Below are 17,846 nucleotides of genomic sequence, written 5' to 3' on the forward strand. Positions count from 1 at the left end.
ATCTCTCTCCCTTATTCAGCAGCTTGGGCCGGAACCGGTTTCGGATCGGCGGGCAGGTAACGAAGCTGGTCCTCACGCGCATAGGCCACGTCCCAGACCGGCTCTTCCTGCAACCAATGGGGCAGGTCGTGCATATAGATCAGCGTGCCAAAGGCGCCGTCCCACACGCGCACCTTCCAACTGTCGTCCACACAGTCGCAATCGGCGCCATATTCCATGTCGCCGCCCAGTTCGGGCACCGCCAGATACAGAAACGCCGCGCTGGTCAGTCGGTGGCGGCCAAGACCCCATCCGCCCGCAAAGCTGTAGCCCAGACGGTCGAGGTGGTTCTTGCCCACCATGATCTCGTCAATGTCCTCGCATTCGAAATTGGCGTGGTGGAATTTCAGCGTGCCGTCGAAACCGGGCATCCGCGCATGGGCATTGGCCAGAAAGATATTGTGATGCTCATAGGCCCCATCGGCGCGCATATAGACGCCAAAGCCCTTTTGCACATCGGTCAGGCGAAAGCCGAGGCGGTCGCGGTAGTATTCCATCGCCTCCTGCACATCGGGGAAGGTCCAGACGGTGTGGTGGATACGCTTGGGCACGGCGCGGGCCAGCCATTTGCGCGGCTGGTTGAGGCGGCCCACAGTGCCGGGCGTGTTGCTGGGGCTGGGCGCGCCATGGACGGCGCGGGGTTGCCAGACCTGAAGGCCGATGGCCTGGCCAAAGGGCGTGATGAAATGGGTGATGCCCTCGGCATCGACGCGCAATTCATGATCGCGCGACAGGTCGGCGCTCATGCGCGCCATGGCCTCGGCGCTGTCCACGCTCCACACGCATTCGTGGACGCCGATGCCGGTCTGCGCGCCGCCTTTGGGCAGATCCTCATGCCCGCGCAGCAGCAGGCGGACCTGCGCGCCGTTCATCGTTTCGAACCTTGCGCTGGTGGCGTCCTGTTCGAGGGGCCGCAGCCCGTAATCGGTGAAAAACCGGCTGGTGGTGGCCAGATCATCCACCAGAAACACCAGCCGCCTTATGCCTGTGATCGCCATTTCGCGCATCTCCCTTTGCTCTCTAGGGGCAAGGATGATGCGCGAGCGGCTTTGGCTTCTTGATCTGGATCAATCCGATTTCATGGATTGAATGGGATTTACCTATTGATGAAATCGAATTGAGGCAGGTTTCACTTGCGCAGCAGCAGGGTAATCAAAAACCAGATGGTTTTGGCATCCAGCAGCTTCAATCCGGCCCGCGCCTGTTCCGGCGTCAGTTTCGCCACCATCGGCATGGCGCCAAAGATCTTGCCGCGAATGACCAGATCATTGCCGTCACGCTCGATCCGGCGCACGGCCATCAGTTCCTTATTGTTGGCGTCGAGCACCTTCATCGGCGCAATCTTCTTCTCGGCCATTACACCGCTCCCCCAATGTCCTTGGCACAGACCTTGTCATAATCGATGTCCATATCGTCCATCATCTGGATCGCGGTGGCGCGCCCGGCGCCGAAGACCCCCCCGCCCGGATGCATGAAGGGGCCGACCAGATAGAGGCCATCGATGCCCGGCACGCGGAACGATCCCAGATCGGGCGTGGGGCGATGGGCCACCGATTGATACATGAAGGGCGCGCAGCCATGGATGTCGCCCTTGATGAAGCTGGCAGGGCTGTCGCGCTCATGGTCGATGGGCGAGCGGATAAGGCGGCCGGTGATGTTGTCATCGGTGAGATTTGAATAGAACTTGCGATATTGTTCGAGCGCCCGGTCGGCGAATTCTTCCTTGCGCGCGTCCCAAGAACCCGGCCCGTCGGGATAGAGATTATAGGGCGCGAAATTGACGCCATAGAACACGCCCGCCCCTTCCGGCGCGCGGCTGGGGTCAAAGATCGTGTTGTCGCCGCCCGCGATCAGGCGGTGCGAAACCTCGCCCCGGCGCAGCTTGTCATATTCCAGCAGCATGTCGCGGATGGTGTAGAAATCCATCAGCTCGGTCATCATCGCGTTGGTTTCATTGCCCACCTTCAGCTTCAAACGCTCCTTCAGCGTCAGATGCATCAGGTTGATCGAGAAGGTCGATTGCGTGACGCGCTCGGCGCGCTGCAAGACCGGCTCCGGCGTTTCGCCCACGAATTTGCGCAGCACATGCGGGTGGATCGCGCCGATCACGCCATCCCTGGCCATAAATGTCTCGCCCGTGGTCAGCTCCAGACCCCCCGCCTTGCCGCCCGAGACAATCACGCGCGTCACCTCGGCATTGCAACGGACCTCGCCGCCGAAATGCTCGATGGCGCGCACCAAGGCCTTGGACAATTGCCCCGACCCACCCTTGGGCATCGAGCAGCCATAGGTATGGATGATCCCCGGCATCAGGAACGCGCCCATGCCGGTGCCCAGTTCATCGGGCATTTGCAGGTTTTCGGTCACCATGCGCAAGATGTGGAGCTTGAGCAGATCGCTCTCGAAATATTGCTCCACCACGTCGAGCGCGGACCGGCTCATCACGTCCAGCAGGAAGCGGCCCTCGTCCGACTGGTCCATCATCGCCACGAAGGCGCCCATGGGGAAGGGCGGCGCATAAAGCCCGCTCATAAACATCGGGATCGCGTCCATGCTGGCGCGGGCGAATTTGCGATAGGCTTCGGCGTCGCGCGGGCTGAAGGCGGCGATTTCCTCGCAGGTGCGGTCCAGATCCTTCCACGAACGGACCACCGTGCCATCCTCCCAGATTGAGGCATGGGGCAGGTCGGGATAGATATATTCCAGCCCGAATTTCGACAGCAGCCCCAGCTCGTCCTCGCGCAGCATCGGGTTGCCCTGAATCATGATATGCACATTGGAATGCTCATCATGCCAATATCCGGGCCGGATCAACTCGCGCGTGGAAACGCCGCCGCCGAAATGGGGTTTGCGTTCCAGCACCAGCACGCGTTTTCCGGCCTTGGCCATATAGGCCGCTGCGGTCAGGCCATTATGGCCGCCGCCCATCACGACGATGTCATACTGGCTCATGATGCGTGTCCTTCGAAAAATGCGCGAAATCCGCCGAGGCCGGGGACGTGGGATGTGCCGCCGCCATCGCATTCCACGCAGGCGCCGGTGATGTTGCGCGCCGCGTCGCTGGCCAAAAAGGCCACCGCCTCGGCAATATCCTGCGGGTCGCCCAATTGATCGCGCAGGGTTTCATCCTCCACCACCTGATGCAGGGCGGCAGGAAAGGCTTCCTTCAGCGCGGGGGTCATGGTCATGCCCGGCGCTACGGCGTTGCATCGCACGCCCGCGCGGCCATGCGATGCGGCAATCGCGCGAGTCATCTGGATGATCGCGGCCTTCGACGAGCTATAGGCGGCCTGAATCATATGGCCCTGCAGCGCGAGACTGCTGACCGTGTTGACGATATTGCCTTTGCTCTCGCGCAGATGCGGCAAAGCGGCGCGGCAGGCGATCATCGTCCCGCGCACATTGACGCGATAGGTCCGGTCCCACAGGGCCGTTGCCATATGCTCGATATTGCCATCCTGCTGCGCAATATCGGGGCCGAGCAGGGCCGCATTGTTGTGCAGAATATCCAGCCGCCCGAAATGGGCGACGGTCCGGGCCACCATCGCCTCGATGCTGGCCTCGTCCTCAAGGTCGAGATGCAGCGCGAAGGCATCAGGAATCTCGGCCGCCACGGCCTGCGCGTGCGGCATGTCGATATCGGCAATGGCGACCCTTGCCCCGCGTAGGGTCATCAATTGCGCGGTGGCCGCGCCGATCCCGCCTGCGCCGCCGGTGATGATGGCGATCTTACCGTCCAGCCTGATGGCATCATGAGCCATGGGCACCTTCTCCCTCTTGTTTATCCTATCGGATGCTGGTGTTACTGCCCATCGCGCAAAGCGGAAGAAGGCACTTTTTTGTGCCCAGCACAGGGTGGGGATTGTGGCATTACCCGATGATCTGGAACGCGGCATGGCGGCGCTGGCGGCCGAAATGGCGCGCTATGGCCATGACCGCGAGGCCCCCGTGCGCGAGGTGATGGCGCGGCTGGGGGATCGCTGGTCCACGCTGGTGCTGATCGTGCTGGCGATGGGGGAATGGCGCCATGCGGACCTGCGGCGGGCGCTGGCGCGGCTCTCGTCCGAACAGGCGATTTCGCAGCGGGTGCTGACGCTGAAACTGCGCAGCCTTGAACGCGACGGCTTTGTGCTGCGCACCGCCACCGACCATGTGCCGCCGCGCGTATCCTATAGGCTGACCCCGCTGGGGCGCGAATTATCGGTTCAGGCGCGCCATTTGATCGACTGGGTCAATGCCCAATCCGAGGCGATCCGTATTGCGCGCGCCGGTTTTGACGCGCGCGAAGAGGATTAGACTTCAGGCCCCCCGCATATTGGGGTGGTTATGCTGAAACTGCACGGCGATCTCGTCGCGCCTGGCCTCGGCAATCGGCACGACATTGGTGATGTCGCCCCGCTCCTCCTGCGCCATGGCCGCCAGACGCTCGACCACCCAGCGCAGCGCGCGGTCATTGTTGTTGGTGATATGCCATTGGATCGCCTCGCGGATCGGGGGAATATCAAACGGCACCTCGCGCAGCACCAGCGGCAGGACCTTGACCATTTGCGAGGCAAGGCGGCGGTGCATCGTGGCGATCCGCCGCGTTCCCACCACCAGCGAGGTTTGCGACAGGAAGGTGGGGGCCACCACCTCGATCCGGCGCTGGGTCTTTTGCCGCCGCACGAACCAGTCGTCGAAGGCGGGCGTGCGGCTCTTGCCGAAACGGGCCGTCACATGGCCCAGCGCGAAATATTTCTCGCGCGTCATGTCGCCCTCCATCGCCGGGTTGCTGGCATCGCCCACCACGACATAATCATCCTCGAACAACACCTGGCTGGGATGGTCCGAGCTGATCGCATAGTCGATGGTGAGGAGCAGGTCGATCTGGCCGCGCTCCAGCGTGTCGATCGGGCTGTCGCCCATCGGCTGGATTTCAAAGCGCATGTGCGGCGCCTCGGCCTCAATCATCGCCAGCACGCCCGCCAGCAGCACCTGCGTCGAATAATCCGAGGCCATGAAGCGGATCTGGCGATCACAGGTGGCCGGGTCGAATTCGGGGGCGATGGCGATGGTGGAGCGGATCTGGTCCAGCACCGCGCGCACCGGCTCGATCAGTTCCTCGGCCCGCGCGGTCAGCACCATCGAGCGACCTTTGACCACCAGCAATTCATCGCCGAAATAATCGCGCAGACGGCCCAGCGCCGAAGATGTGGCCGATTGCGACAGGCACAGCCGGTCGGCGGCAAGGCTCACGCTCTTTTCCGCCAGCAGCACGTCAAGCGCCACCAGCAGGTTGAGGTCCAGTCGCTGGAACCGCATCTTCGCTCTCCTTAATCCAGCGTCTTGAGCGCGCTGGAAACCAGAGTAGCAAGATCGCCATCATGCGCAAAGCCCGCCTTTTCCGCCGCCGCCGTGGTCAGCGGCGGTTGCGCCGCAAAGGCCGCTTCGAGCGCGGCATCGGGTTCATAGCGCACCAGATCGGGCGAAACGCCGCATTGCGCCGCAATTTCCCTGGCCAGATCACCCATCGTGACGCGCTGGGCGGGCAGGGTGACGGCATAGGTGGGCGGCAAAAGCGCGGTGTCGAGGGAAAGCGCATGGATGAAATTATCCGCACAGCGCGCCACCGACTGCGCCCAGATCGTGCCGCCCGCCGAGACGGGGCAGGTAAACTCCTCGCCCGCCTTCAGCGCATGGAACAGGTTCGACATAAAGGCGCTCTTCATGCCGCTTGGCCCCTTGGGGCGGGCCAGAATGCCGGGCAGGCGTACGGTCACGCCCTCGATTCCGCCGCGATTGGTGAACAGGGCCACGGCATGTTCCATCATCGCCTTATGCGCGCCATAGATCATCTTGGGGCTGAGCGGCGTTGCATCATCGACATAGGCGGGCAGCGGATCGCCATAGACGGCAATCGAGCTGGCATAGACAAAGCGGGGTTTGTCGCCCGCCGCGCTCGCCTCCAGCAAAAGGTCATACATCGCGTCGATGTTGATCCGGCGCGAGGCGGCCGGATCAGCCTCGGCTGCACCGCCGGGCACCGTGGCCAGATGGATCACCGAGGAAACCCCGCCCGACAGCGCCTCGGCGCGCACATCGGCATTGCCCAGATCACCCGCAATGACCCTTAGCAATTCCGGGCGCGCGCCGCCGGAAATCCCCTCCGCCACCGTATCCATGGCCACCACCTCGCGGCCCTGCGCCAACAGGCGCGACACGATCTGGCGGCCGACAAAACCCCCGGCTCCGGTGACGATAACTGGCATCAGGCAGGCTCCAAAACAAGGGCCGTGACAGCGCGGGCTGTCACGGCAAAAGGGTATCAGATCATGTAGGGGATCAGAAATTGATCCCTACGCGCGCGCCAAAGTAGCGGCTGGAATCGCGCGCGGGCTGGCCGATCACCAGATTGCCTGTGGTGGCCCCGGCAAAGAAGTCCTCGGCATTGGTCAGATAGAACCTGTCGGTCACATTGTTGACGAAGAAGGTCAGCGTGGCCTTTTCGTCCTTGGTCTGGAAACCAAGGCTCAGGTCCATCAGGCCGAACGCGCTCTGGAAGGTCTGCGGGTTCTGGTTGGCCTGGAGATAGGTGCCCGAGCGATAGGACAGGTTGGTGCCTGCGATCAGGTTGAACTTTTCAAACGGGATCGTCTGGACGATCTGGGCATTGACCTTCAGCTTGGGGCTGGCGGGCATCGGCTTGCCCGACAGATCCTGCGTGCCGCTGGCATCGCACCCTTGCGCGGTGGTTTGGGTGGGCCAGCAGACCGCGCCCTTGAAATTGGTGAACTTGGCATCGATCAGCGCCGCCGACAGGCTGGCCCGCGTGTTGCCCTTCACGTAATTCAGGTCGGCCTCGACGCCTTGCGTCCGCGCCCCGGCATTGGCCAGGATCAGCACGCCCACCAGTTTCGATGTGTCGAAGATCTGCGCCTGATAGCCGCTGTAATTGGTGTAGAACGCGGCCAGGTTGAAGGTCAGGTGGCGGTCGAGCAGGGTCGATTTCAGGCCCACTTCAAAGCTGTCGATATGCTCCTGCGCCACCGCCTTGGCAAAGGTGGCGATTTCGGCCAGCCCCGCCGCCGTGGTGTTGCCCGGCGCGATCGACCAGTCATGGACCGTGTTGAACGCCTTGGGCTTATAGCCGCGCGTATAGGAGGCATAGGTCATGATGTCGCGGGTCGGCTTGAACTGGATCGCCGCATCGCCCACCAGCGCCCCCGAGCTGTCCGACAGGTTCCACGTATAGCCGCCCTGGCCAAAGCCGCCGCTGCCATACTGGCCCGCCGCCGGGTTGAAATATTGCGCGACGTTCCAGCCGATCTTGTCCCAGTTGTAACGCAGGCCGCCCACAAAGGTCAGCCTGTCGTTCACATGGGCGGTGGCGCGGCCATAGATCGAGTAATTCTTGGTGGTCGAAATATTGGTCTTGGCCAGCGGGTTGAGCGTCCAGGCGCGCAGCACATACTGGTTGACCGTCATGTCCGAATAGAACAGCCCGACCAGCGCCGAGAGCGGTTTTTTGGCATCGGTGGCCAGTTTGAATTCCTGGCTGGTCTGGCTGACATAGCCCTGCGCCGACTGGAGATTGCTGTAGGGCAGCACCATCGAAGAGGGGAGCTGGCCGATCGCATTGAGGAAAGTTTCAAATTTCAACGCCCAGTTCGGATCATTGCCAAGGAAGGTGTCCTGCGTCTGATACTGGCCTTCGTGGCTGTAGGCGGTGGTCGAGGTCAGCGTCAGATCGCCCAGGCGCCAGTTGAGGACCGCCGAAGTGTCCTTGTCCTCATAGCGCGACACCATCGTGGTATGGGTGGACAGTTTGGTGTTGCCATAGCCGATGGTATAGCCCGGATACATCGTGGCCGCGTCCAGCCCCACCGGCGGGGCAAAGAAGAACGAGCCGGGCGTCCAGTATTGTACGATGAAATTCGCGCCCTTCGACTTCGACATCGCATAATGCCCCATCACCTGCAGGTCGAGATTGTCGCTCAGCTCAAACTTCAGCTTGGCGCGCGTGCCATAGCTTTCCGCGCGGCTTTTGACGCCTGTGGTAACATTGGTGATCGGATAGGGCGTGCGCTGATAATAGCCGGTCAGGCTGTAGCTGACCTTGTCGGTGATCGGGCCGGAGGCGCGGCCGTCAATATGCCATTCGCCATCATTGGTGGTCAGCGCGTTGACCGCATATTGCGGCGTGGTGGACGGCGCGACGGTCACAAAGTTGATGACGCCCGCCGAGGCCGTGCGCCCGCCCAGCGTCGCCTGCGGACCTTTGAGCACTTCCAATTGCGCCACGTCGGTGATCGTGTTGACGGCAAAGCTGTCGGCGGGCACCGGCACGCCATCGACCTGAATCGACACGCCCGAAGTCAGGCCGATCGCGCCTTCATTGGCATTGGTCGAAATGCCGCGGATACCATAGGGAACGCGCCCGTTGAACGTGCCCTTCAATTCCACCGAGGGCACCACGCGGTTGATGTCGGACAGATCCACCACATGGGCCTGCGCCACGGCGGCCTGCGACAGCACGGCGGCGGCCACGGGAATTTCCTGAAGCTTTTCCGGGCGCTTCTGCGCGGTCACGATGATTTCGGCGGTATCCTTGGCGCCGGTTTGGGCGGGCGCCTGCTGCGCCATGGCGGGCGCGGCTACGGCCAGAGCCAGCACCGACGTCGAGATCCCCATCGACAGACGCGCGGCATGCTTGGCAAAAGTCCTCATATTCCTCCCCTTATTCTCATCCCTGACGCTGCACACGTCTTGCATTCTTGCCTAGCGCGTGGGGGCGCCAAGCTCACACCGATTGTATCAATAGGCATCCATCCATGGTTCGGATTTGCCTGTTGGCGCGCGCGCTCTAGTTTCAGCACCATGGAACGGGAGAACATCAAGAGCGTCCAAGAGGCGCTGATCGTGGGCGGCGGGATCGGCGGCATGGCTGCCGCTATCGCGCTGTCGGAGCGGGGCGTTAAGGTCGATCTGATCGACCTGGACCCTCATTGGCGCGTCTATGGGGCGGGGATCACGATCACCGGGCCGACCTTGCGCGCCTATCGCCGCCTTGGCCTGCTGGAGCAGATCAAGGCGCAGGGGGCGATCACCACAAAAACGCGCCTTTTCAAATATGACGGCACACATCTGCACGATCTGGAAGAGCCGGTCATCGAGGAAGGCCTTCCCGCCACCGGGGGCATCATGCGCCCCGTGCTGCACCGGATCATGCAGGGGCGAGTGCGCGAGCTGGAGATCCCGGTGCGTCTGGGGCTGACGGTCTCCGCGCTGGTCAATACCGGCGATGGCGTGGATGTGACTTTTTCGGATGGTTCAACCGGCCATTACGATCTGGTCGTGGGTTCCGACAGCGTATATTCGAGTGTGCGCGAGCTGTCCTTCCCGCATATGGCGCCTGCCGTGCCCACCGGGCAGGGCTGCTGGCGCATCTCGATCCGCAAGCCGCCGGGCCTGGAATATGGCGAGTTCTACCTTGGTCATGCCAACCCCTGCGGCATCACGGCCTGCGCGCCGGATCAGGTCTATATGTGGATGCTGACCGCTCATGAGGCGCGTGAAAGCTTCATGGATGAGGAGGAATTGTTCAACGAATTGAAACGTCTGCTGGGTGATTTCGGCGGCAATGCCGGGTGGATCCGCGACAATATGACGCGCGATGACTGGATCAACTATCGCCCGCTGGCCGCCGTGCTTCAGCCCAAGCCGTGGTATGACGGGCGCATCGTGCTGCTGGGCGATGCGGTCCATGCCACCACGCCCCACCTTGCCTCGGGCGCGGGGATGGCGGTGGAAAGCGGCATCGTGCTGGCCGAGGAACTGGCGCGCGCCGACAGCGTCGAGGCGGGCCTGTTGGCCTATCAGGAACGCCGCTATCCGCGCTGCAAGGATGTGATCGACAGCTCGGTTTCGGTGGGCCGCCTGCAACTGGCGCATGGCGACCCGCATGAACATGCCAAGATCCTCGAAGGCGCGCTTTCGCGGCTCAACGAAGACTTCTGATCTATGGGGGCGGGCGCGTTAAATCGCGCCCGCTTTGATCAACCCCACCGCATGATCGACCGCCCGCGCCGTCAGCGCCATATAAGTCAGCGAGGGGTTCTGGCACGCGCTCGACGCCATTTGCGCGCCATCGGTAACGAACAGATTGGCCACATCATGGGCCTGACTCCATTTGTTGAGCACGCTGGTCTTGGGATCATGGCCCATGCGCGCGCCGCCCATTTCATGGATCGCCGTGCCGCCGGGCCCGGGTCGGTCCATGCCGAACAAAACCTGTCCGCCCGAGGCCGTCAGCATCGCGGCCGCCTCGCGCTTGGCATCGGCCAGCGCGGCCATTTCCCCCGCGCCATGGGTGAAATGGATCTCAAGCTGGGGCACGCCCAGCGGATCGAGATGTTTTGACAGGGTCAGCCGGTTGGACGCGCGCGGCAGGCTCTCGGCAAAGGCGACCAGCACCATCCGCCATGCTCCAGGCGCGCGCAGGTCGCGCTTGAAATCCGCGCCGATCCCCGCCTGCCTCTTGCCGCGCCCCCAGCCCGATTGCAGCGCGCCGCCCTGAAACGAATAGCCCCGCGTGAAGCCGTCGCCATCGGCCTTGTCCAGATTGCGGAAACGCGGGATGACCACGCCTGTGGGCCGGTTGCCGAAAGAGGTGCGCCCCTCGAACCCCGGCATCAGCGCGACGGCCGAGAGCGTATTGGCATGATCCATAATATGCGTGCCCAGGACGCCGCTGCTGTTGGCCAACCCGCCGGGCATCGCCTCACTGGCCGAATTCATCATCAGATGGACCGAATTGAACGCGCCGGCATTGAGGAACACGATCCGCGCGGTGGCGCTCTTGCGCTCGCGCGTCTTGGTGTTGACCCAGCGCACGCCGGTCACGCGCTTGGTTGCCGGATCATAATCCACCTTCTCCACCTGCGCATCGGTGATGACGGTCAACCGTCCGGTCCTGGTCGCGGCGGGCAGGGTGGAGGATTGGGTCGAGAAATAGGCTCCGAACGAACAGCCCCGGTTGCAGATGTCGCGCGATTGGCAGGGGGCGCGGCCTTCCTCCTCCTTGCCCTGCGTCAGATTGGCGGTGCGCCCGATGGTCAAGCGGCGGTCGGGCCATCGGGCCGAAACCTTTTCCCGCACCGATTTCTCGACGGCATTGAGCGCAAAAGGCGGCTGAAACTGGCCATCGGGCAGCGAGGGCAGACCCTCCGAGGCCCCTGAAACGCCGATGAAGCGCTCCACCTTGTCATACCACGGCGCGATATCGGCATAGCGGATCGGCCAGTCCGTCCCCATGCCGTCGCGCGCATTGGCCTCGAAATCATAATCCGACCAGCGATAGCACTGGCGCCCCCAGGTCAACGATTTGCCGCCAAGCTGATAGGAGCGGAACCATGTGAAGGCGCTGTCCGGCCCCAGTTCATAGGGGTTTTCGCGGTCATTGACGAAATGGTCCTCGGTCCATTCGGTGAAATGGCGGTTGAGCATCTGCACTGCATGGTCGCGCTTGTAGCGCTGCGCATCGCCGCGCCCGCGAAAGGGCAGCTCCCATGGGGCCTTCATCTCGCGCGGGTAATCGCCATGGACGATCTCGCGTCCGCGCTCGATCATCAGCACTTTCAAACCCGCCTCGGTCAATTCCTTGGCCGCCCAGCCGCCGGTGATGCCCGAGCCCACCACGATTGCATCAAATTCGTAATCCATTATCCGAACTCCACCGCCGTCCAGTCGCTGGAATAGGCGCGCGCGCCGGGCTTAAGCGGGATGTCGGCATCCCAGCGGCCCGGAATAAGGTTATATTGCAATTCCTTCGATGCCCCGGCCTCGCTGGTGTAATAGCCGGTGAGGATCAGCGCCTTGATCGCCACCCATGGGCTGGGCGCGGAGGGCGGCGGCCCTGCGGGGAAGGCTTCGGCGTCAAGCTGCGCCACAATTTTTGCCTGTTGCGCCGGGGGCAGGGCGAGGAAATCGCGGCCCGCGCGGCGGTTCAGTTCCTGATCCAGCCACAGATCATGGCGCAGCGATCCATCCGCGCGCAGCAGGCCCGGCGCCGCCGCGCCGCGCCAAGGTTCGCGCGTGCCCTCCAGCCCATGCGCAAAGGCCAGCGGGAGAAAGGCCCCGACGCCCACGTCGCCCGCGCCGGGCGTATCGCTGCGCGGGATCACGATCTGGGCGACGGTTTTGAGCAACAGCGCGATCCGGGGCGAGGGCGCCTCGCCGGCCGCCGATGCGGGCATGGGCAGGCCGGTGGCCAGCGCAAAAATCGCCGCCCCGGCCAGAACCTCGCGCCGCGTCGCCCTTGGCTGCTTGTGCCGCAAATGTTGCAAGATGCCTCTCCCAGCGATTCGGAAAGGGCGCGATGCGCTGCCTCCCGATCTAAATCAGAATGATGGTTCTGAAATATCGCCGGATAGGCATAGCTGTCAAGCGGCCTGAGACGGGCCGCCTGCAAGCGGGCCGATCAAAAGCTTGGCGGGGTGACCAGAAAGGCCGCGATCATGCGCGAGAGGTCCTGCAGCAGCACATCCCAGTCACCCTCCCACGCCGCCGTGGTGGCCGAGCCAAAGCCGAGATAGCGGGCAATCGTGGCGTAAAGGATGCGAAAGGCCGAATCGACCGCACGCAGCGGATCGGGCTGTTTCATCTCCGCCGAATGCAGCAGCAGCGCGCCCTTGACCGCATTGGCCGTGGTGACGAAAGACGCCTTGCCCGTGGCCGCCACCAGCGGATCATTGGTCGCGCGCAGCATCAGCGGGCGCATGATATCGGCGTTTTCCTTGAGCGTCTCGCCCACCGCCCGCGTCAGCGCCACCACCAGTTGGTCGAGCGTATTAGCCCCGTTGCGCGCCTCGTCCAGCATCGCGCCCATCTGTCTGTCGACCCGTTCGAGCACGCGCAATTGCACCGCATGGAGCAGGGCGTCCTTGCTTTCAAATCGATTGTAAATCGAGCCGATCGAAACCTTGCCCTTCTTGCTTACCTCCTGCAGCGTGAACTCGTCCGAACCTGCGGCCGCCATCAGCGCCTCTGCGGCGGCCAACATGCGTTCATACGAGGCCTTGGATCGGCCCTGAACGGGCGCGCGCAGGGCGGTGGAGAGGGCAACATCCTTGGTCATGACACGGTTCTTTTCCGGTTTGTGTCACTTTCGTCAACAAAGATCGTTTTAATGGAATTCTAATTCCAAATAAACCCGGGGGCAATTCATGCAAAAAGATGCGCCCATGCAAAAAGGCGCGGGGGCCCCCCGACCCCCGCGCCTCTCGTCTGTAACCATCCCCCGATAGGTTACAGCGAGTTGGCCTTGGCAATCGCGCCCAGCACGCCCGCGCTTGGCTTGGCCTTGCGCGCAAAGGTGAGCGGATCAACCGCGGCAAGGCCGAAAGCGCCATGGCCAATCCCTGCGCCCCATTCATAATTGTCCATCAGCGACCAGTGGATATAGCCCAGCACCGGCACGCCATCGGCCATCGCCTGACGCAGCGGCGGCAGCGCCTCGCGGATCAGGCGGACGCGCAGCGTATCGTCATCCGTGCCCACGCCATGCTCGGTAATGAGGACCGGCTTGCCCGTGGCCTCATGCGCATAACGCGCCGCGCCCGCCAGCGAGGGCGGATAGACCTCCGCCCCCCGGAAATTGCGCATACCGCCATCGGGCGCGGGCAGGCGGCCCTTGGGGCCCCACAGGATGCGTTCGTAATTCTGGATCGCCACGAAATCATCCTCGCGCGCCACGTCCAGCCAGTCGCCGTAGAGCTTCTGGCGCATGGCATCGCGCATCGAATCCTTGGTCGCGGCCTGATCGTCGGCCATGGCAAAGCTGAAGCCGACCGGCAGTTCGGGGCGGATCGCCTTGATCGCGGCGCGGGCCAGACGGTGGCCCCGGATCATCCCGGCGGTCACGGCGGGCACATCCTCGGGCGGCACGGTGTTGGCCACCATGAAGCGCTGCACGTTGGCTGCGCGCGCGGCGGCGGCCAGATTGGCGCGCAGCCCGTCCAGGAACTGCGGCGGCATCACCAAAGGCAGCAGGCGGGCCAGATTGGGCTCGTTGAGGGTGAGCGCCACAGCGATTCCCGCGCCCATATGCCGCATCGCCCGGTCGCAGAATTTGGCGAAGAGTTCGGGCGCCTGCGCATGGGTCCATCCGCCCTGCGCGGCAAACCAGCGCGGGGTGGTGTAATGGTTGAACGTCACCACCGGAGCCATCCCGCGCGCGCGGCATCCCTCAATGATCGCCTTGTAATGGTTGAGCATGGCCAGCGAGAACATGCCTGGCTCGGGCTCGATCCGCGCCCATTCCAGGCTGAAGCGATAGGCGTTGAGGCCGATGGACCGCGCCAGATCGAGATCCTCGCGCCACATTTCAAAACTGTTGACCGCATCGCCCGAAGGCGCGCCGGTGATGGTGGGCGTGACATTTTCCAGCAGCCACTGGTCCGAATTGGTGTTGTTGCCCTCGACCTGATGGCCCGCAGTGGCCGCGCCCCACAAAAAGCCCTTGGGGAAGGCGGGGTCCAGCGGCTTGGACTTTGCCGCAAAAGCCGGACCGGCGGCCAGAACGGCGGCGCCCGCCAGCAGGGAACGGCGATCAATCACAGAATATCCTCCAGAAATGCGGCGATTTCTTCCTCAAGGCGCCGGTCAGAGGTGCCAAGGTGCATCGCCATCGTGTAATGATTGTGGCCCGGCAGCAGGACGGCGCGCGGCATCGTGTCGTGGCGGGCCAGGCGGGCCTGCATCAGGCCAAGGAATTCGGCCTGAAACCGTGCCGGATCATGCTGGGCGCAGGCCATCAGCAGCGGCAATTGGGTTTCGACCACGGCATCCAGCGGCGCCTTGGCGGCATAATCGTCGCTGCCGTAGTAGCGCTCGTCCTTGGGGTCGATGGGGGTAAAGCCATAGAGGCCCGAAAGCAGCACCGCCCCGCGCACCAGCGAGCCATGGTCAGGGCGAAGTTTCAGAAAACCGCTGACGTGCACCGCGCCTGCCGAGGTGCCCATGACCACGATCCGGTCGGGATCGCCGCCATGTTCGGCCACCGCGCCGCGCAGATAATCGACGGCGGCGGCCACATCCTGACTGCCCGCAGGCCAGAGGTGATCGGGGGCGAGGCGATAGTTCATCACCGCTCCGATCCAGCCGCGCTGCGCCGCCATGCGGCCCACGGCGGCATTGGCCCAACTCGTGTCGCCCTTGTCGCCCAGCACGAAGCCGCCGCCATGGACGAACAGGACAACGGGCTTGGGCGCACCCTCGGCCGCGCCGTAAAGGTCCAGCCGGTGCCTTTCATGCGGCCCATAGGCCAGATCGCGCGCGGCCACCGGCACGGCCCGCGCCAGCGCGCTCTGCTCTTCGTCAAACAGGGCGTGGCATTGATCGAGCACCGATGGCCCAAGACCCTGACCCATGGCGGCGATGGAATGGCGGATGGGATTCATGGCAAACACCTCATGCAGAATGGGCGGCAGGGTTCGATCCCCCGCCGCCCATGCGCGTTTTATCAGAACTTGGCCGTGGCGTTGACGCCGATGGTGCGGCGCCCTTCGCGCGTCAGCCAGTTCACCTCGCCGCCCGGATCCGAGAAGGGCAGGCCGATCACCGAAGCCTGGAAGCGCTGATCGAGCAGGTTGCGCACGAACAGGCCCACGCGCCATCCGCCATCGGCCGCGCCGATGCCGGTGTTCAGACCGATCGTGTAATAGCCCGGCTGATACGACAAGGCATTGGCCACGTCATACTGCACCTTGCTGCGGTAATAGATATTGCTCGACCAGTCGAAGGCCAGACGATCGTTGATCGGCAGCTTCACGTCCGCACCAAAGGTGAAGGAAACCTTGGGCGCGCCCGAGAGCGGCTGACCGGCGGCCTGTACCAGACTGGTGCCGTTCTGAGTGTAGCAGGTGTAGCCGGCCTTCACCACATTGGGGCACGCGGTGACATAATCGGTGAACTTCGTGTCCGAATAGGTCAACCCGCCATTCAGGCTGAATTCCTGGCTGACGCGCCAGCGGGCGTCAAACTCGAAACCCTTGGCTTCAAACCCGCCCGCGTTCTCGGTCAGGAATTCGGTGCCGTTGAACACGCTGGTCTGAAGGTTGGTGTATTTGTCAAAGAAGGCGCTGGCGTTGAAGGTCACGGCGCGGTTGAAGAGCTGCGACTTGAAGCCGACCGTGATGTCGCGCACGGTCTGCGGGTTCACATTGGTGCGCGTGCCTGACAGGCCCGAGAACGCCACCGTCGGCCCCAGATAACCGCGCGCGATCGTGCCAAAGAACATCAGGTCGCGGTCAACCTTGTATTCCGCGCCCGCCTTGCCGGACCAGCCACCCTTTGAGGTCGCGCCGGTCTGCAGCGGGACCGGAGAATAGGGGGTGACAAACACGCCATTGACCACCGTGGCGGGGGCATAGGCCGGATCGATGATCGAATGGAACGAGGCGTTCACCCAGTCATACTGATAGCGGAAACCGCCCAGCAGCGAGAATTTCTCGGTCACATGATACTTGCCGTCGATGAAGGCGGCCAGCGAGTCCGAGCGGGTCTGGGTGTTGGCCTGGCCCGACGAGATGTTGACATAGAAGGCGCTGAACGGATTGGCGGGCATCAACTGGGCACGGTTGTAATCGCCCGGATTGCCGGTCTTGCGCCGCGACCCGTAAAAGCCTGCGGTATATTCCAGCTTGCTGCCCGAGGGGCTGGTCAGGCGGATTTCCTGGCTCAGGAAGGACTGGTGCTGGGCGGTGGGCTGGGCCTGAAACACCGTCACGCTCGACCCGTCGATGCCGAATTGCGAGGCGCCCTGGATAAAGCCGCGATAGGCGGTGATCGAGGTCAGGTTCAGCCCGCCCAGCTTCTTGTTGATCTCGATGCTGGCGCCGTAATTGCGCTCGCTCGTCCAGCCGTCGGTGTTTTCCGCGCTTTGCGTGTTGTTGAAGCCCGGCGTGATGCCAAGCGCGGTCAGATTGCCGAAACGCGCCGCCATCAGCGGGTTGGCAAAGCTGGGCAGGGCGTTGATCGTCCAGAGCTGGCCGGGGCTGCGCGTGCTGGTGCGGCTGTAATCGCCGATGATATAGACGCTGAAATCGTCCGACGGCTGATAGAAGAACTTGGCGCGGCCGCCAAAGCTGGCCTCATCGCCCCAATATTTCTTCAGCGTGGCGTTATAGAGATAGCCGTCATTCTGGCGATAGAATCCATAGAGGCCGATGGCCGAATTCTCGCTGGTGGGCAGGTTGAGCTGGGCGTTGGTGTTCACTTCGTTGAGCGAGCCGTAGGAAGCGAAGACCTTGCCCGAAACGCGGTCAAAGCGGGGCTTGGCGGTGGTGATGTTGACCACGCCCGAGGAAGCGTTCTTGCCGAACTGGGTGCCCTGCGGGCCTTTCAGAACTTCGACACGCTCCAGATCGCCAAGGCTGTTGACCGGGTTGCCGAAGGGGATGATCACATTGTCGACCACCGTGCCGACATTCTGTTCCGAGGCCGAGGAAAAGCCGCCCGCCGTGCCCACGCCGCGCAGGCGATAGCCGCTGTCATTGGGCGAGGAGCCGAATTGCAGGCCGGAAAACTGATATTGCAGGTCGGACAGCTTCTGGAAACCGCCCGATGTGATCTGCTGCGCGCTCAGGGCCGAAACGGCCAGCGGCACGTCCTGAAGACGTTCGGCGCGGCGCTGGGCGGTGACGACGATTTCGCCGGGGGCGGCGGATTGGGCGGCGGGGGTGGCCGCCTCTTCGGCCATGGCCGGGCTGGATGCGATCAGGCCGACAAAGGCGGCGCTGCCCAGCAGAAGATGGATGGAACGCATGGTA

General features: G+C 63.4%; 15 protein-coding genes. 2 read left to right on the top strand and 13 right to left on the bottom strand.

The genetic code is table 11. The features are described from left to right. Positions 1–11: 11 nt before the first annotated feature. The 4 genes from FHW92_RS16515 to FHW92_RS16530 all read right to left on the bottom strand — a co-directional run bounded on the left by FHW92_RS16515 (position 12) and on the right by FHW92_RS16530 (position 3,800). Entirely contained in the window at positions 12–1,037 is a 1,026-nt protein-coding gene (locus tag FHW92_RS16515) for a VOC family protein (RefSeq protein WP_168604367.1), read from the bottom strand. A gap of 131 nt (positions 1,038–1,168) precedes the next feature. Then, the gene (locus FHW92_RS16520) at positions 1,169–1,396 is read right to left on the bottom strand and encodes a hypothetical protein (protein ID WP_168604368.1); all 228 of its coding nucleotides are present in this window, start codon (positions 1,394–1,396) and stop codon (positions 1,169–1,171) included. Continuing rightward, the gene (locus FHW92_RS16525) at positions 1,396–2,991 is read right to left on the bottom strand and encodes an NAD(P)/FAD-dependent oxidoreductase (protein ID WP_246870207.1); all 1,596 of its coding nucleotides are present in this window, start codon (positions 2,989–2,991) and stop codon (positions 1,396–1,398) included. The genes FHW92_RS16520 and FHW92_RS16525 overlap by 1 nt, the downstream gene beginning before the upstream one ends. Continuing rightward, positions 2,988–3,800 (bottom strand): SDR family oxidoreductase, encoded by an 813-nt coding sequence (locus FHW92_RS16530; protein ID WP_168604370.1) that lies wholly within the window; start codon positions 3,798–3,800, stop codon positions 2,988–2,990. Before FHW92_RS16530 ends, FHW92_RS16525 begins: the two co-directional genes overlap by 4 nt. 103 nt (positions 3,801–3,903) lie before the next feature. On the opposite strand from FHW92_RS16530, the gene FHW92_RS16535 reads away from it, so the two are divergent. After that, the gene (locus FHW92_RS16535; protein ID WP_349237699.1) at positions 3,904–4,335 is read left to right on the top strand and encodes a helix-turn-helix domain-containing protein; all 432 of its coding nucleotides are present in this window, start codon (positions 3,904–3,906) and stop codon (positions 4,333–4,335) included. Positions 4,336–4,338: 3 nt separating this feature from the next. On the opposite strand, the gene FHW92_RS16540 is transcribed toward FHW92_RS16535, so the two are convergent. The 3 genes from FHW92_RS16540 to FHW92_RS16550 form a co-directional block, all read right to left on the bottom strand. Continuing rightward, the gene (locus tag FHW92_RS16540; protein WP_168604371.1) at positions 4,339–5,340 is read right to left on the bottom strand and encodes a LysR family transcriptional regulator; all 1,002 of its coding nucleotides are present in this window, start codon (positions 5,338–5,340) and stop codon (positions 4,339–4,341) included. Between the two features lie 11 nt (positions 5,341–5,351). Then, positions 5,352–6,287, bottom strand: a complete 936-nt coding sequence (locus FHW92_RS16545) for an NAD-dependent epimerase/dehydratase family protein (protein WP_168604372.1) — start codon at positions 6,285–6,287, stop codon at positions 5,352–5,354. Positions 6,288–6,360: 73 nt separating this feature from the next. After that, complete coding sequence (locus tag FHW92_RS16550) at positions 6,361–8,745, bottom strand: TonB-dependent receptor (RefSeq protein WP_168604373.1); 2,385 nt, start codon at positions 8,743–8,745, stop codon at positions 6,361–6,363. A gap of 150 nt (positions 8,746–8,895) precedes the next feature. Here FHW92_RS16550 and FHW92_RS16555 point away from each other — a divergent pair, with 150 nt between their 5' ends. Then, positions 8,896–10,035, top strand: coding sequence for an FAD-dependent monooxygenase (locus FHW92_RS16555; RefSeq protein ID WP_168604374.1), 1,140 nt, complete (start codon positions 8,896–8,898; stop codon positions 10,033–10,035). An 18-nt stretch (positions 10,036–10,053) separates the two neighbouring features. Here FHW92_RS16555 and FHW92_RS16560 read toward each other — a convergent pair whose 3' ends face one another. The 6 genes from FHW92_RS16560 to FHW92_RS16585 all read right to left on the bottom strand — a co-directional run bounded on the left by FHW92_RS16560 (position 10,054) and on the right by FHW92_RS16585 (position 17,842). Further along, positions 10,054–11,739 carry a GMC family oxidoreductase gene (locus FHW92_RS16560; protein WP_168604375.1) on the bottom strand — a complete coding sequence of 562 codons (1,686 nt, stop codon included), beginning with the start codon at positions 11,737–11,739 and terminating at the stop codon, positions 10,054–10,056. Continuing rightward, a complete protein-coding gene (locus FHW92_RS16565) occupies positions 11,739–12,362 on the bottom strand; it encodes a gluconate 2-dehydrogenase subunit 3 family protein (protein ID WP_246870208.1) in 624 nt (207 codons plus the stop codon). Before FHW92_RS16565 ends, FHW92_RS16560 begins: the two co-directional genes overlap by 1 nt. A gap of 134 nt (positions 12,363–12,496) precedes the next feature. After that, entirely contained in the window at positions 12,497–13,153 is a 657-nt protein-coding gene (locus tag FHW92_RS16570; RefSeq protein WP_168604376.1) for a TetR/AcrR family transcriptional regulator, read from the bottom strand. 170 nt (positions 13,154–13,323) lie between these two features. Further along, a complete protein-coding gene (locus FHW92_RS16575) occupies positions 13,324–14,634 on the bottom strand; it encodes a family 1 glycosylhydrolase (protein WP_168604377.1) in 1,311 nt (436 codons plus the stop codon). Then, positions 14,631–15,476 carry an alpha/beta hydrolase gene (locus tag FHW92_RS16580; protein ID WP_168604378.1) on the bottom strand — a complete coding sequence of 282 codons (846 nt, stop codon included), beginning with the start codon at positions 15,474–15,476 and terminating at the stop codon, positions 14,631–14,633. Before FHW92_RS16580 ends, FHW92_RS16575 begins: the two co-directional genes overlap by 4 nt. A gap of 62 nt (positions 15,477–15,538) precedes the next feature. Next, on the bottom strand, positions 15,539–17,842 hold the full coding sequence (locus tag FHW92_RS16585; protein ID WP_246870209.1) for a TonB-dependent receptor: 2,304 nt from the start codon (positions 17,840–17,842) through the stop codon (positions 15,539–15,541). Positions 17,843–17,846 lie beyond the last annotated feature (4 nt).

Origin of the sequence: Novosphingobium sp. SG707, assembly GCF_012275515.1 — a bacterium.
GTDB lineage: Bacteria > Pseudomonadota > Alphaproteobacteria > Sphingomonadales > Sphingomonadaceae > Novosphingobium.